Genomic DNA, 13,574 nt, shown 5'->3' with positions numbered 1-13,574 from the left:
CCCCTACTGACAATGGGGACATTATAAGGAAGACGAGGTCACGAATGTCCAAGAAATTGTTTGCCAGCCTGATTGCAGCCGCCGGTGCGGTTGCGCTTTCCACTCCCGCTTTCGCGCAGAGCGCCGATTGGCAGCGTACTGTTGCCAAGCTGGTCGCCGCCAAGCAGACCTATCCCCGCGCCGCGCAAATGCGTGGTGATGAAGGCACGGTCAAGGTGAAGCTGACGGTCGGCGCAGATGGCTCGGTGTCCAATGTGGAGCTGGTCGCTCCCTCGGGCTCGTCGGTGCTTGATCGCGAAGCGCTTGCCCTTCCTGCGAAGGTTGGCAAGTTCCCTGCACCCGCCGGCGGTGCGGCTTCGGTTGTCCTTCCGCTGACCTGGAAGCTGATGTAAGCTTTTAAAGTTCGGAACAGAATGGAACGCGCCTTGGCCACAGGGCGCGTTTTCTGTTGAAGGCAGGGAAATTCTCGCAAATGCACATCATGCTTGCCATTACGTGCGGTCGCGATAGGGAAGCGCAATGAGCCAGAAACACGCCCCCGATCCCGCGCTTCTCGCCAAGGCCGAAACCCTGACCGAGGCCCTGCCCTATATGCAGCGCTATGCGGGCAAGACCTTCGTCGTCAAATATGGCGGCCATGCCATGGGCGATCCGGAACTTGCACGGGATTTTGCTGAAGACGTTGTCTTATTGAAAGCGGTGGGCATCAATCCGGTCGTCGTTCATGGCGGCGGCCCGCAGATTGGCGCGATGTTGAAACAGCTGGACGTCGAATCGGAATTCGTGGACGGTTTGCGCGTCACCGACAGTGAAACAGCGCGGATCGCCGAAATGGTGCTTTCCGGCGCGATCAACAAGGAATTGGTGAGCTGGATCGGCCAGGCCGGGGGCCGCGCGGTTGGCATTTCCGGCAAGGATGGCGGCTTTGTCACCGCCACAAAGGTACGGCGGACGCAGAAGGATCCAGACAGCAATATAGAGCGAATTGTGGATCTGGGCTTTGTGGGGGAACCAAGCCACATCGACCGGAGCCTCCTCGACACTATAAGCGCTGCAGGCATGATTCCGGTAGTCGCGCCGATCGGCATTGGCGAGGATGGGCATACCTATAATATCAATGCGGACACGATGGCGGGCGCCATTGCGGCGGCCATGGGGGCATCACGCCTATTCCTGCTGACCGATGTTCCAGGTGTGCTGGACAAGCAGGGCGATCTGCTAACCGATCTGTCGCCTGCGGACATCGGAACCCTTCGCAAGGATGGGACCATCTCAGGCGGTATGATACCGAAATTGGAAACCTGCGTTCAGGCAGTGGAGGGTGGCGTGGACGCCGCTGTCATACTGGACGGACGCGTGCCGCACGCCATGCTGCTCGAAGTCTTTACCAAACGGGGGGCAGGCACGCTCGTCCGCGTTTGACAAGCGCCTTATCTCTACAATACAGCAAATCCAAACCGGACGGAGAAATCGATGCTGGTCGCGATTATTCAGATCATCAATATCCTGCTCAACGTCATCTGGTGGATCATCATCATTCAGGCCATTCTGTCCTGGTTGATCGCGTTCAATGTGATCAACACCTATAATGATTTCGTGCGCAACATACTCTACGCGCTCGATAAGATCACAGCCCCAATATACCGGCCCATCCGCCGGATCATGCCGGATCTGGGCGCACTCGACCTCTCGCCGCTGGTCGTGCTGCTTGGAATATATATTATCCAGCAGGTCATTTTGCCGCAAATCTATTACGCCGTGGCCTGATCTTTGTCCCGGCCATGGCGCCTGGATAACAAAGATATCATTCTGTCGATCAGGCTAACCCCCCGCTCGGCGGTGGAAGCCATCGGCGGAAGCTGGGAGGACGCTCACGGCGCTTTATGGCTTCGCGCTACAGTCCGATCAGTTCCAGAGAAGGGCAAGGCCAATGCGGCGCTCATAAAATTGCTCGCAAAAGCGCTGAACATGGCTCCTGCGGCGATTTTGCTGGAATCTGGTGATACATCGCGGCTAAAGCGGGTGCGCATTGTTGGCCCGGACGATGCCATCGCGGCCAAGCTCCAGACATTAACAGGTGGTAGATGAAAGTTGGACGAATCATCGATGGAAAAGCCTTTGCCGCACGCTTGCGGGAACAGGTGGCTGGCGGAGTGAAGGCCTTCGCGGCGCAGTCTGGGCGCAAGCCCGGCCTTGCCGTGGTTCTGGTCGGAGAAGATCCAGCGAGCAGCGTCTATGTCCGCAGCAAAGGCAAGGCTACCTTGGCCGCCGGCATGGAAAGTTTCGAATTCAAACGACCCGCGACGATCAGCCAGGATGAACTGCTGGAGCTGGTCGAAGAACTGAACGGCGATGACCGCATCGACGGCATATTGGTGCAATTGCCCCTGCCCAAGCATATTGACGACAAGGCCGTCATAGCGGCGATTGATCCGGCCAAAGACGTAGATGGTTTTCACGTGGTCAACGCGGGCAAGCTTGCGGTGGGTGAAGAGGCGCTCGTTCCGTGCACCCCGCTCGGCTGCCTGATGCTGCTGAAGGACGAACTGGGCGATCTGGACGGACTGGAAGCCGTCATCGTGGGCCGATCCAACATTGTCGGGAAGCCGATGGCCCAGCTTTTGCTCAAGGAAAACTGCACCGTTACCTTGGCACACAGCCGGACGCGCGACCTCGCTTCCGTCGTACACCGGGCCGACATCGTTGTCGCGGCTGTGGGCCAACCGGAAATGATCAAGGGCGACTGGATAAAACCGGACGCGGTTGTCATCGACGTGGGCATCAACCGTGTCGTCGATCCGGTCGAAGGCAAAACCAGCCTGGTGGGCGACGTCGCAACGTCGGAGGCCATGAGCCATGTCCGTGCCATTACGCCGGTCCCTGGCGGCGTTGGACCAATGACGATCGCGGTCCTCTTGCGCAATACGCTGGTGGCTGCCTGCCAGCGAGGCGGGTTACCCGCGCCAGAGGGTTTGTAACTGGGAAATGCCCTAGCGTGACTGATTGGGTGACGGCGGGCCATATCTCTGACCCGTCCAAAAGAGAGCGGGGTAATTACCTCTTCGGCCTGAGGAGACATCAACCTGTTTGAACTCTTCGTCTCTGCCTTCATCACATTCTTTGTGGTCATCGACCCGCTCGGCTGCGCCCCCATCTATGCAAGCGTCACCCGCGAAGCGCCAGCTATTCAGCGCCGCTCGATGGCCATGCGCGCGGTGGGCATCGCAACCTGCTGCTGGGCGTGTTGCTGGCTGCGCTCGCAACCCAGTTTGTCATCGATGGCGTGAAGGCAAGTTTTAGCTGAGCTCTGCCCAAGGATGTTTTCATGACCCAGATCCCATTCACCCAGGTAGACGCCTTTGCCTCCCGTGCCTTTTCGGGAAATCCAGCAGCCGTCATGTCCCTTGATAAGTGGCTGCCTGATCCCGTGTTGCAAGCAATTGCCGCAGAGAACAACCTGGCGGAAACGGCATTTGTCATACCGGCCGCGAATGATGCGGAAGCGGATTATGAGCTTCGCTGGTTCACTCCGCTGGTGGAGGTGGCGCTGTGCGGCCATGCGACGCTTGCCAGCGGCCATGTGCTGATCAAGAGCGATGCAATCCGCTTTCGGACCCGCAAAGCGGGTATATTGGAGGTCCGCCGGACGGCCCAAGGTTATGAACTGGACCTGCCCGCCTGGGAAAGTGCGCCCAAGGATCTTCCCGAGGTCGTGACGGCCATGGGAAGCAAACCCGTGGAAACCCGCTGGCGGGACGGGGGATATAGCTTGCTCATTTATGACAACGAGACGAAAGTTCGGGCGCTTCGCCCCGATTTCACCGCTCTGGGGGAAATGGGCGACATCCTGTTCATCGCGACGGCGCCGGGCCTCAAGACCGATATCGTAAGCCGAGTCTTCGCACCAGGAGCTGGTATAAACGAGGACCCGGTGACCGGATCGGTCCACTGCCTGCTGACGCCTTATTGGACGGACCGGCTGGAACGCGATAATTTCACGGCTTACCAGGCGAGCGCCCGGGGTGGGTATGTGGATTGCCGTCTAGCGGGCGAACGCGCCATTCTGGGCGGACAATGTGTGACGATCATCGAAGGGACATTCTCCCTCTCCTAAATGCAAGGAGAGGGAGAATGGCGAAGATCAAGCCGCGACGTCGCTTTGGGTCACAGGTACGATCTTGATCTCAACGCGGCGGTTCTGGGCCTTACCCTCCGCAGTGGTATTGCTTCCAATCGGCTGTGTTTCACCAAAACCCCGAGTGGCGATGCGCGCGGTTTGCACGCCTTGCACACCGAGATAATTGGCGACCGACTGGGCACGCCGTTCGCTCAGGCTCTGATTATAGGCGTCGGAACCATCGCTATCGGTGTGTCCATAGACGTCGATATAGGTACTTGGATAATCCTTCAGCACCTTCGCCACGTCGTTGAGGACCGGCTGGAACTGCGGCTGAACCTCGGCGCGATCATAGGCGAAGGTAATGCCCGATGGCATGCGCAGCATCAGATTATCGCCTTCGCGAATAACGTCCACGCCGCTCCCTGCGGTTTCCTGACGCAGCTTCTTTTCCTGCGCGTCCATATAAGCCCCGATGCCGGCGCCCGCGACCGCGCCAATGCCAGCGCCCACTATCTTCTCGGTCCGATCCCGCTTGCCGCCAATCAGATCGCCCAGGAAATAGCCGCCGACAGCGCCCGCGACCCCGCCGATCGCAGCGCGGGAAATCCGCTTGTTTCCGGTTTCCGGATTAGTGGTGCAGGCGGCGGTCAGCAAAATTGCGCCCATCGCTCCCGCACCCAGAATCTTGTAACGAATAAGCATTTAATGCTCCTTTTTTCAGCGTTCCTCTGTTGAAGGAGGACCGGCAGGCAACGGTCCTGCAAGTCGATTAGTTCCACATCCGAATTGAACCTGGGATGAGAGGCTTGTTGTGAAATTGAAAGAAACCGGTCAATAAGGCCTGATCATGACCCCCTTTCCGTGGATCGACGTGGCGATCATATTGGCGCTGATCGCGCTCAACGGCTTGTTCGCCATGTCCGAACTCGCCATTGTCTCATCACGCAAGCAGCGTCTTCAGGCCCTGGAAAAGGGAGGGAAGCGAGGCGCACGCACGGCGTTGAACCTGGCTGCGGATCCCGGAAAATTCCTGTCCACCGTGCAAATCGGCATTACGCTTATCGGCATCCTGGCGGGCGCCTATTCCGGAGCAAGCCTGGGCCAGCCTGTGGCCGAGCGAATGGCGCTTCTGGGCCTGAAGCCGGACACGGCTGAAAACCTGGGATTTGCGCTGGTGATCACATTGGTCACCTATTTCTCCCTGATTGTTGGCGAGTTAGTGCCAAAGCAGTTTGCATTGCGCGCGCCAGAGCGCATTGCCGTATTGATGGCCACGCCGATGCTTTGGCTCTCCCGCCTGACGGCCCCCGTCGTATGGATCCTGGACGGCAGCAGCGCTCTCATTTTCCGCCTGCTGGGCATGGATCGTGAATCGCAAAGCCATGTGACGGCGGAGGAACTGCATCTGATCGTTGCGGAGGCCAGCAGATCGGGCGTCATTGAGGAAAGCGAGCGCGCCATTATTTCGGGCGTTGTCCGCCTGGCCGACCGGCCTGTGCGCGAAGTGATGACGCCGCGCACCGAGGTCGATTGGATCGATGCCGACGCCGATGACCTCGCCATCCGCTCCAGGTTGCAGGAAAGCCCGCACACGAGGCTGCCCGTGGCGGAAGGATCGGTGGAAGACATAATCGGCGTCGTTCAGGCCCGCGATATCGTGTCGGCGCAGTTTCGGGGCGAAGCGCTGGACCTGCGCCAACTGATGCGGCGGGCGGAGGTGGTGCCGGACCAGCTCGACGCGATGGATGCGCTGGATCACCTTCGCAAGGCAGAGGTCCCGATGCTGCTGGTCCATGACGAATATGGCCATTTCGAAGGTATTGTGACCCCGACCGACCTGCTCACCGCGATTGCAGGCGAATTTGCATCCGACCAGGATATCGGTTCCGAACCTGCCCTGGTGGAACGGGAGGATGGCAGTTTGCTGATATCAGGCCAAATGCCGGCCGACGCCCTGGCCGATCGGCTGGGGATCACCCTGCCCGAGCACCGCGACTATGCCACGGTTGCCGGCCATGCCCTATGGGTACTGAAGCATTTGCCGCAGGTGGGCGAGCATTTCCATGATCAGGGTTGGCGTTTCGAGATCGTCGATATGGACGGGCGAAAGATCGACAAGCTGTTAGTGAACGAAGAATAACGTCCTCGCGACGAGCCGCCTTATGAACGCTCAACATCCCTGCACTCCCGCAGCGCGGGAGCTTGGGCACAAGGAATACAGCTCTGCTATAGCTCCTGCCGAAGCAAGAGCCCCGAACCTACCGTGCTTCAGCCAGAGCAGGCGTATCCGAAAATCCCCACATCCGCTCTAGATTATAGAAGCTGCGCACTTCCGGGCGGAAAAGGTGGACGATCACGTCACCCGCGTCGATCAGCACCCAGTCGGCGGCTGGCAAGCCTTCAATGCGGGCGATGCGTCCCGTCTGCTGCTTGATGCGGTCGGCAAGCTTGTGCGCCATGGAGGCGACCTGTCGGGTCGAACGGCCTGACGCAATCACCATGTGATCGGCAATGCTGCTCTTGCCTTGTAACGGGATGGATACGGTTTCCTGCGCCTGATCGTCGTCAAGCGACTGGAGCACCATTTGGTGCAGGGCTTCAACAGAAGCGGCGTCATCAGCCGCGTCGTTGGCTGCTAAGGGTTTTGGCAATTTACCTCCTTTGCCGGTGTCGAGAAACGCGTCACACGGTCGCGCAGAACGCGGCCGTTCATGTCATGATGCCAATTTGGGTTAGCCCGCCGTAGCAGGGTTGCCGATCTTGGATCTGGGCGAAAGCGCAAAAGCACAAGCGCCGGCGGTCTCCAATCCGTCCATCTTGTCTTGTGACTGGCGGGCCGGACGAAGCGCCGCAGCCAGCCCATTGCGACGGCCGCACGGGCAGCGCTATCATAGCCCGGACGGGCGATGACTGCAATCGGCATTGTCCGCGCGATATCGCGCCAGCGCCTCCAGTGATGGAATTGCAACAGATTGTCGGCTCCCATAATCCAGATGAAGCGACGTTTCGGGTAGCGGCGAACCAGTTTTTGAAGGGTGTCGACGGTAAAGCGGGTGCCCAACTGCGCCTCTATCGCCGTCGGGTAGATGGGGGCTCCTCTCGCCTGACGTTCGGCCGAAGCTAGCCTAGCCGACAGCGGCGCCATGCCGGATTCCGCTTTCAGTGGGTTACCGGGCGACACGAGCCACCACATTTCGGTCAGTTCCAGCGCCTTCATCGCGAAAAGTGAAATGGCCCTATGCCCGCCATGTGCAGGATTGAAGGAGCCGCCCAACAGGCCTGTCAGGGTCGCGGCGCTGATCTTGTCGGATCGGTACATGCAACCGTCTATCGGGGTTGCAGGTAAAAGTTACAATAAGGATAGGTTGAAACCGGGCGCGCCGTAGAGCACGCCCGGCCACCCTCACCGCTCGACAGCGCGGGTATAGAGGTGCCAGGTGGCATAGCCGAGCACCGGCAACACCACCGCAAGTCCAATGAAGAAAGGCAAAGCGCCCAAAAGAAGGAGCGCCGCAACGATCAGGCCCCAGGTCAGGATGACCATGGGATTGTGCATCGTCACCCGCACGGAAGTTTGCACCGCTTCATAGACATCCGCACGGCGATCTATCAGCATCGGGAAGGACACAACGCTGATGGCGAGCACCACCATGGCGAACATCAGGCCGACCAGATTGCCGATGATGATCATCGCCCAGCCTTGCGGCGTCGTGAACACATCCCTTAGGAACTCGCCAAAGGAGTTCGGGAATATGGTCCAGGCCGACGGCTGCGTCGGCCCCAATGTCGCCGCATAAACGGCCCAGGCGGCCGCCAGCCACAGTACATAGATACCGAATTGAATCGCCGTCAGCGCCGCTACGGATGGCATTGCGGGGCTTCTGAATTCCAGGAAGAAGTGCCGCCAACTGGCGTTCATTCCGCGCTCGCGCCGCCGGGCCAGTTCATAAAAACCGCTTGCGACCGCCGGACCCATTAGCGTCAAACCAGCAACCAAGGGAAAGATGATCGGCAGCAACGCCCAATTGCGTGCAACAGCGATCGCAAAGAAACCGACGATCGGATATATAAAGCCTACGAAGACGAGATCGCCCCGCTTGTCCAGAAAATCATCCCAGCCCTGCCGCAACGAAATCCGCAAATCTCCAAACGTCAATGTGCGTATCCGGGTTTCCGGAATGCCCCTGTCCATATGCGCGTGATGGGTACTGATCATATGTCACCTCTCCGCATGCTGACGGCGGCCCTTGTGAGACCACCTGCAAACCGGCGTGCCATATCTTTTGCGCCCTTGTTCAGCCGGGCGTCTTTTCCGTACCATCAACCATGAACAGCCGGCGTGCCTATCCTACCCCGCACAGGAGGATGGAGCAATGGGCTTACTCGCCGCTTCGGTAACAGGTTACCGCGAAGACCTGCTGCCCTATGGACGGATCTGACCGGTTCCTCGCACGATCCACTTATAAGTGGTCAGCCCCTCAAGCGCGACGGGCCCCCTGGCATGAATTCTCCCGGTGGAAATCCCGATCTCCGCCCCTAGGCCGAATTCGCCGCCGTCGGCGAACTGGGTTGACGCATTCCACATTACGATTGCGCTGTCGACGCTATTCAGAAATTTCTCCGCGGCGGCCGCGTCTTCGGTGATGATAGCATCCGTATGGTGGCTGCTATGAGCATCGATGTGCTCCAGCGCCTCCCCAAGACCGTCGACAATGCGGGCGGATACGATACTCTCCAGATATTCCGTGTCCCAGTCGGCCTCATCCGCAGCCTTTACGCGCCCATCAAGCGCTTGCAGCGCCTCATCGCCCCGCACTTCACATCCGGCCTCCAGCAGCGAAGAAATGATAGGAGCAGGATCGGCGAAAGCCTTGTCGATCAACAGCGTTTCCATTGAGCCGCATATGCCGGTCCGCCGCATCTTCGCATTAAGAACGATCTTCTGCGCCATTTCCGCGTTCGCAGCGGGGTGTACATAGGTGTGGCAGATACCATCGAGATGCGCGAGCACGGGCACCCGCGCTTCTTCCTGAACACGCGCCACCAATCCCTTGCCCCCCCGGGGAATGATGATGTCGATCAGACCGGCGGCCTTCAGCATGGCCCCAACCGCCGCCCGATCGGTAGTGGGCACTAATTGCACGGAGTCGGCGGGCAGCCCTGCAGCTACGATCCCTTCCACCATCGCCGCATGAATGGTCCGGTTGCTTTCAACCGCTTCGGTCCCACCCCGCAAAATGACGCCGTTGCCGGAACGGAGGCAGAGAGCGGCCGCGTCGGCGGTAACGTTGGGCCGGCTTTCATAAATGATGCCAATCACTCCCAATGGAATGCGAACCCGTTGCAGCACCATTCCATTAGGCCGCTCTGTCCGGTCGATAATCGCGCCCACCGGGTCGGCGAGCCCCGCGACCGCCTCCACAGCATCGGCCATGCTTGCGATCCGGCCGCTGTCAAGCTTAAGCCGATCCAGCATTGCCGAAGAAAGCCCGTTCGATGCGGCGTTTTCCATGTCACGGGCGTTGGCTGCGGCAATCTCCTGCGCGCGTTCGCGCAGCGCCTGCGCTGCAAGCCGCAAAGCCTGCGCTTTTTCGGCGTCGCTCGCCTGAGCGAGCACTGCCGCTGACCGGCGCGCACGCTGGGCCATGTTGGAAATAAGCATTTCGGGCGTTTGAGTCATATCGTTCATGATCACGCCCTAACATTTTTGCGCATCGAGCAAAAGACACCCCGCCCTTGTTCAATGCCCGTTCAATGCAGCATCGCCTCATGCGCGCTAAAACTCCCGTGCCGTGCGTCTCCGGTCAGTCGGGCAAACTCGTCATGGGTCAAGTGGATGAGGTTCTTGTGATCGCCGGCTTCCAGATAGACGTCGGACTGACGGTTGATACTGTCATCGACAATCACCGGCACATCATAACCGCCTCCCAGGGCAGGAATAGCCCCCAGAGCACAATCGGGAAAGACACGGTCCAATTCCTCTTCCTCCACCAAATTCGGACGCGAGCCGAATTCTTCCGCAAGGTCGGTCAGAATGATACGGTGATTGGCGGGCAATACCGCTAGCAGATAGCCCTCGTCGGTGTCGAGCAGAACGCCCTTGGCGATCTGATCCGCCGGGACGCGGGAGGCAATCGCGCTCTGCATGGCAGAACTGGTTGGCATGTGCTGAACCACTTCAAACCGGGCTTGCTGCTGCTCCAGATATTGGCGCAAACGTGGTGCGATGGACATGGCAATTCTCCTGCTATCACGCCCTTTCGGCGCGCGCCGGATGCCGAAGCTGCCAAGCGACAGGCTCTTGTACCAATGCCGGCGCTAATCGACTCATCATACGCCTCGAAGCGGCGGGTTGCCAATAGAGAGGGCTGAATAGCCCTTATCCCAGGGGCAACCTAAACCCAAAAAAAAGAGGCGGGACCAGCCCGCCTCTCTCTTCAATTGCCGAAGGTGCGTTGCCACCAGCCTCTTCGTGGCGTGCCCTCGTCGTCGAACTCCTCGCCATTGGCGTCATTGGCCGGCGACGGTTCGGTTTCAGCTACGGAAGGAGCCTCCGCAATAGTTGCTGCAGCCACGGGCTCAGCCTCCGCGACTTCAACTTCCGCCTTTTTCCGCCGCGTCCGCTTGGGCTTTTCCGCTACAGCCTCGGCCCCATCGGCTTGGGGCTCAGCTACCGTCGGAGCCGCTGAGTCAGCCTTGGCAGCGGCCTTGCGACGGGTACGCTTGGGCTTTTCCACCACAGCCGCTTCCTCACCCGCTTCGGACGTGGCTTCGGCGGTCGGAACCTCTGCTACCTCGTCCTTACGCGCGCGCGGCCGGCGGCGGGTTTTCTTGGGTACCGCTTCCGCCTCTTCCGGAGCCTCCGCGGTCTCAACCATAGGCACTTCGGTTTCCGTCTCCATGGGAAGTGTTTCGGTCACTACCTCCTCTAGATGCTGGTCCTCAGGCCCCGCATGCTCGCCTCCGCGCCGACGGCGTCCACCGCGACGGCCACGGCGGCTGCGGCGACGTTCACCCTCGCCTTCACCAGATGTGTCGGTTTCAGCAAACTCCTGACGCTCAGGCGCTTCTTCAGTGTCCTCGACGGCTTCAGTCTGAGCTGCGCCTTCCTGATCTGCATGCGCGGGGGCATCCTCCCGGCGGCCTTTGCGGCCCCGGCGGCGACGGCGGCGGCGACGTCCGCCTTCATGGTCTTCGCGCTCGCCACGCTGCGCCGCATGTTCCTGCTCAATCTCGGCCTCTACCTCTTCGTCCAGTTCATCCTCGACGACCTCCTCTTCGTCTTCGATGATGGGAGCATAGGTTACCACATTGGCCGGTCGCGGACCCGTGGCCTCGACTGACATCCGCGCGCCTTCGGTCTCGCCATCGGGCAATATGGTGATCGTCACCCCATAGCGGGTTTCGATCTCATCAATCTCGCCGCGCTTGTTGTTGAGGACATAAAAGGCGGCTTCCTGGCTCGCGCGCAGGGTAACGATGCTGCCGCGCCCGCGCGCGGCCTCTTCCTCCAGCAGGCGAAGCGCTGACAAGCCGGCCGACGACGCGGTTCGAACAAGGCCCGTGCCTTCGCAATGCGGACATTCACGAGTCGAAGCTTCCAGCACGCCGGTCCGCAGCCGCTGCCGGCTCATTTCCATAAGCCCGAAGCCCGAAATCCGTCCGACCTGAATACGGGCGCGGTCGTCCTTCAGCGCCTCCTTCATGGCTTTTTCGACCTTACGGATGTTGGAGTTGTTCTCCATGTCGATGAAGTCGATGACAACCAACCCCGCCATATCGCGCAGCTTCAACTGACGGGCGATCTCTCGGGCGGCCTCAAGGTTAGTGGCTACGGCGGTCTGCTCAATGCCATGCTCGCGCGTTGATCGGCCGGAATTGATGTCGATGGACACCAGCGCTTCGGTCGGATTGATGACCAGATAGCCCCCCGACTTCAACTGCACCACCGGATGGTACATCGCCGCCAACTGGTCCTCGACGCCAAAGCGCTGGAACAGCGACACGGCATCGGCATATTGCCTCACCCGCCTGGCGTGGCTGGGCATCAGCAGCTTCATGAAGTCCTTGGCAGCCTTATAGCCGTCCTCGCCTTCGACCAAAACTTCCTCGATGTCGCGATTATAGATATCGCGGATGGCGCGCTTGATGAGGTCGCTGTCATTATGAATCAGTGCAGGCGCGGCGGCCTTCAAGGTATTTTCGCGAATTTCGTCCCAAAGCCGCGCGAGATAGTCGAAGTCGCGCTTGATCTCCGGCTTGGTGCGCTGCAGACCAGCGGTGCGGACGATGCAGCCCATGGTGCTGGGCAGCTTGAGTTCCGAAATGATGGTCTTGAGGCGCTTGCGATCCGCCGCATTGCTGATCTTGCGCGAAATTCCGCCACCATGGCTGGTGTTCGGCATCAGCACGCAATAGCGGCCCGCGAGGCTCAGATAGGTGGTGAGCGCCGCGCCTTTATTTCCGCGCTCTTCCTTCACCACCTGCACCAGCATCACCTGACGGCGGCGAATGACATCCTGAATTTTGTAGCGGCGGCGCAGGGCCATACGCTTGTGGCGCAGATCGTCGGCAGCAGCGTCCTTGTTGCGAACTTTGGGCCGGGGCGCAGCTTCACCCTCATGGCCTTCTTCGCCTTCCTCATCCTCCATCGCGGCGGGAGCACCCATGTCTTCGACATCGCCGTCCATTTCCTCCGCCTCGGCACGAAGCGCGGCTTCCTCAGCCGCATGCTCGGCCTCTTCGGCGAGCAATGCCTCCCGGTCTTCCTTCGGGATCTGGTAATAATCAGGATGAATTTCCGAAAAGGCCAAAAAGCCATGGCGATTGCCGCCATAGTCGACGAACGCCGCCTGAAGCGACGGTTCGACCCGCGTGACCTTGGCTAGATAGATATTGCCTTTGAGCTGCTTGTGCTCGGCAGATTCGAAATCAAATTCCTCGATCCGGTTTCCCTTGACGACGGCTACCCGGGTTTCTTCCCGGTGGCGCGCGTCGATCAGCATGCGCATTGTCATTAATGATACTCCATGCGTGGCGGCCCACCGACCCGCGACGGGGCGCCACGCGATATGAAAAAGGCGAACGCGGCGCTTGGCGCCGGTCATCCGCCGGGGTTTGAAGATATGAATGTGCCTCTACTGCAAAGGCATGGCCGGCTATTTCGCCCGGCCGCGACACGCGCATCCATGCACCAAGGCCTTTCGAAAGCCTTTGGGTTATGGATGAAAAATGCCTCATGCAGCGTCAACCTGGTCTGATCGCCATGGAAATAGCGATTCTAAATGCCCGCCACGTCCGGTGGAGATGCCGAGCACCCTATGGCTAGCACCGGATGCGGGAGCGAGCAATGTCTCCGCTAAAATTATTGCGTGGCGATGGAACAAAATGGGGTTAACCGTGCGTTTACCATCCCGCTTTATGGGGGGCACATGACGCAATTCTTAACCCTGCC

The 13,574-nt window shown here is 59.7% G+C and carries 14 protein-coding genes and 1 pseudogene; 8 read left to right on the top strand and 7 right to left on the bottom strand.

Annotated elements, in window-relative coordinates; translation table 11 throughout:
• The first annotated feature begins 44 nt into the window (after positions 1-44).
• The 7 genes and pseudogenes from HNQ99_RS03670 to HNQ99_RS03640 all read left to right on the top strand — a co-directional run bounded on the left by HNQ99_RS03670 (position 45) and on the right by HNQ99_RS03640 (position 4,114).
• The gene (locus tag HNQ99_RS03670; RefSeq protein ID WP_184474283.1) at positions 45-392 is read left to right on the top strand and encodes an energy transducer TonB; all 348 of its coding nucleotides are present in this window, start codon (positions 45-47) and stop codon (positions 390-392) included.
• Between the two features lie 127 nt (positions 393-519).
• Positions 520-1,422, top strand: coding sequence for an acetylglutamate kinase (argB, locus tag HNQ99_RS03665; RefSeq protein ID WP_184474282.1), 903 nt, complete (start codon positions 520-522; stop codon positions 1,420-1,422).
• A 51-nt stretch (positions 1,423-1,473) separates the two neighbouring features.
• Complete coding sequence (locus HNQ99_RS03660) at positions 1,474-1,767, top strand: YggT family protein (RefSeq protein ID WP_184474281.1); 294 nt, start codon at positions 1,474-1,476, stop codon at positions 1,765-1,767.
• Positions 1,768-1,770: 3 nt separating this feature from the next.
• On the top strand, positions 1,771-2,088 hold the full coding sequence (locus HNQ99_RS03655) for a DUF167 family protein (protein WP_184474280.1): 318 nt from the start codon (positions 1,771-1,773) through the stop codon (positions 2,086-2,088).
• Positions 2,085-2,978 (top strand): bifunctional methylenetetrahydrofolate dehydrogenase/methenyltetrahydrofolate cyclohydrolase FolD, encoded by an 894-nt coding sequence (gene folD, locus HNQ99_RS03650; protein ID WP_184474279.1) that lies wholly within the window; start codon positions 2,085-2,087, stop codon positions 2,976-2,978. Before HNQ99_RS03655 ends, folD begins: the two co-directional genes overlap by 4 nt.
• Positions 2,979-3,083: 105 nt before the next feature.
• Positions 3,084-3,227: pseudogene (locus tag HNQ99_RS03645) on the top strand (MarC family protein); the annotation flags it as partial.
• A 98-nt stretch (positions 3,228-3,325) separates the two neighbouring features.
• On the top strand, positions 3,326-4,114 hold the full coding sequence (locus HNQ99_RS03640; protein WP_184474278.1) for a PhzF family phenazine biosynthesis protein: 789 nt from the start codon (positions 3,326-3,328) through the stop codon (positions 4,112-4,114).
• Between the two features lie 27 nt (positions 4,115-4,141).
• Here HNQ99_RS03640 and HNQ99_RS03635 read toward each other — a convergent pair whose 3' ends face one another.
• Positions 4,142-4,822, bottom strand: coding sequence for an OmpA family protein (locus tag HNQ99_RS03635; protein WP_184474277.1), 681 nt, complete (start codon positions 4,820-4,822; stop codon positions 4,142-4,144).
• A gap of 145 nt (positions 4,823-4,967) precedes the next feature.
• Here HNQ99_RS03635 and HNQ99_RS03630 point away from each other — a divergent pair, with 145 nt between their 5' ends.
• Positions 4,968-6,260 (top strand): hemolysin family protein, encoded by a 1,293-nt coding sequence (locus HNQ99_RS03630; protein WP_184474276.1) that lies wholly within the window; start codon positions 4,968-4,970, stop codon positions 6,258-6,260.
• 118 nt (positions 6,261-6,378) lie between these two features.
• On the opposite strand, the gene rsfS is transcribed toward HNQ99_RS03630, so the two are convergent.
• The 6 genes from rsfS to HNQ99_RS03600 all read right to left on the bottom strand — a co-directional run bounded on the left by rsfS (position 6,379) and on the right by HNQ99_RS03600 (position 13,125).
• Entirely contained in the window at positions 6,379-6,771 is a 393-nt protein-coding gene (rsfS, locus tag HNQ99_RS03625; RefSeq protein WP_184474275.1) for a ribosome silencing factor, read from the bottom strand.
• Positions 6,756-7,439, bottom strand: a complete 684-nt coding sequence (locus HNQ99_RS03620; RefSeq protein WP_184474274.1) for a nicotinate-nucleotide adenylyltransferase — start codon at positions 7,437-7,439, stop codon at positions 6,756-6,758. The genes rsfS and HNQ99_RS03620 overlap by 16 nt, the downstream gene beginning before the upstream one ends.
• A gap of 84 nt (positions 7,440-7,523) precedes the next feature.
• Positions 7,524-8,336 (bottom strand): DUF2189 domain-containing protein, encoded by an 813-nt coding sequence (locus HNQ99_RS03615; RefSeq protein ID WP_184474273.1) that lies wholly within the window; start codon positions 8,334-8,336, stop codon positions 7,524-7,526.
• 207 nt (positions 8,337-8,543) lie between these two features.
• Positions 8,544-9,809: a glutamate-5-semialdehyde dehydrogenase gene (locus HNQ99_RS03610; RefSeq protein WP_184474272.1), complete on the bottom strand. Its 1,266-nt coding sequence runs from the start codon at positions 9,807-9,809 to the stop codon at positions 8,544-8,546.
• 62 nt (positions 9,810-9,871) lie between these two features.
• Complete coding sequence (locus tag HNQ99_RS03605; protein WP_184474271.1) at positions 9,872-10,354, bottom strand: aminoacyl-tRNA deacylase; 483 nt, start codon at positions 10,352-10,354, stop codon at positions 9,872-9,874.
• Between the two features lie 203 nt (positions 10,355-10,557).
• Positions 10,558-13,125 carry an Rne/Rng family ribonuclease gene (locus HNQ99_RS03600; RefSeq protein ID WP_184474409.1) on the bottom strand — a complete coding sequence of 856 codons (2,568 nt, stop codon included), beginning with the start codon at positions 13,123-13,125 and terminating at the stop codon, positions 10,558-10,560.
• Positions 13,126-13,574 lie beyond the last annotated feature (449 nt).

Origin of the sequence: Rhizorhapis suberifaciens (assembly GCF_014200045.1) — a bacterium.
In the GTDB taxonomy this organism is placed as follows: Bacteria; Pseudomonadota; Alphaproteobacteria; order Sphingomonadales; family Sphingomonadaceae; genus Rhizorhapis; species Rhizorhapis suberifaciens.
This window is presented reverse-complemented; position numbering and strand designations above follow the sequence as displayed.

Bases quoted from the DNA above. Each gene is read 5' to 3' on its own strand.
- HNQ99_RS03670 (WP_184474283.1), top strand. From the start codon at position 45: ATGTCCAAGAAATTGTTTGCCAGCCTGATTGCAGCCGCCGGTGCGGTT.
- argB (WP_184474282.1), top strand. From the start codon at position 520: ATGAGCCAGAAACACGCCCCCGATCCCGCGCTTCTCGCCAAGGCCGAA.
- HNQ99_RS03660 (WP_184474281.1), top strand. From the start codon at position 1,474: ATGCTGGTCGCGATTATTCAGATCATCAATATCCTGCTCAACGTCATC.
- folD (WP_184474279.1), top strand. From the start codon at position 2,085: ATGAAAGTTGGACGAATCATCGATGGAAAAGCCTTTGCCGCACGCTTG.
- HNQ99_RS03640 (WP_184474278.1), top strand. From the start codon at position 3,326: ATGACCCAGATCCCATTCACCCAGGTAGACGCCTTTGCCTCCCGTGCC.
- HNQ99_RS03635 (WP_184474277.1), bottom strand. From the start codon at position 4,822: ATGCTTATTCGTTACAAGATTCTGGGTGCGGGAGCGATGGGCGCAATT.
- HNQ99_RS03630 (WP_184474276.1), top strand. From the start codon at position 4,968: ATGACCCCCTTTCCGTGGATCGACGTGGCGATCATATTGGCGCTGATC.
- HNQ99_RS03620 (WP_184474274.1), bottom strand. From the start codon at position 7,439: ATGTACCGATCCGACAAGATCAGCGCCGCGACCCTGACAGGCCTGTTG.
- HNQ99_RS03615 (WP_184474273.1), bottom strand. From the start codon at position 8,336: ATGATCAGTACCCATCACGCGCATATGGACAGGGGCATTCCGGAAACC.
- HNQ99_RS03610 (WP_184474272.1), bottom strand. From the start codon at position 9,809: ATGAACGATATGACTCAAACGCCCGAAATGCTTATTTCCAACATGGCC.
- HNQ99_RS03605 (WP_184474271.1), bottom strand. From the start codon at position 10,354: ATGTCCATCGCACCACGTTTGCGCCAATATCTGGAGCAGCAGCAAGCC.
- HNQ99_RS03600 (WP_184474409.1), bottom strand. From the start codon at position 13,125: ATGCTGATCGACGCGCGCCACCGGGAAGAAACCCGGGTAGCCGTCGTC.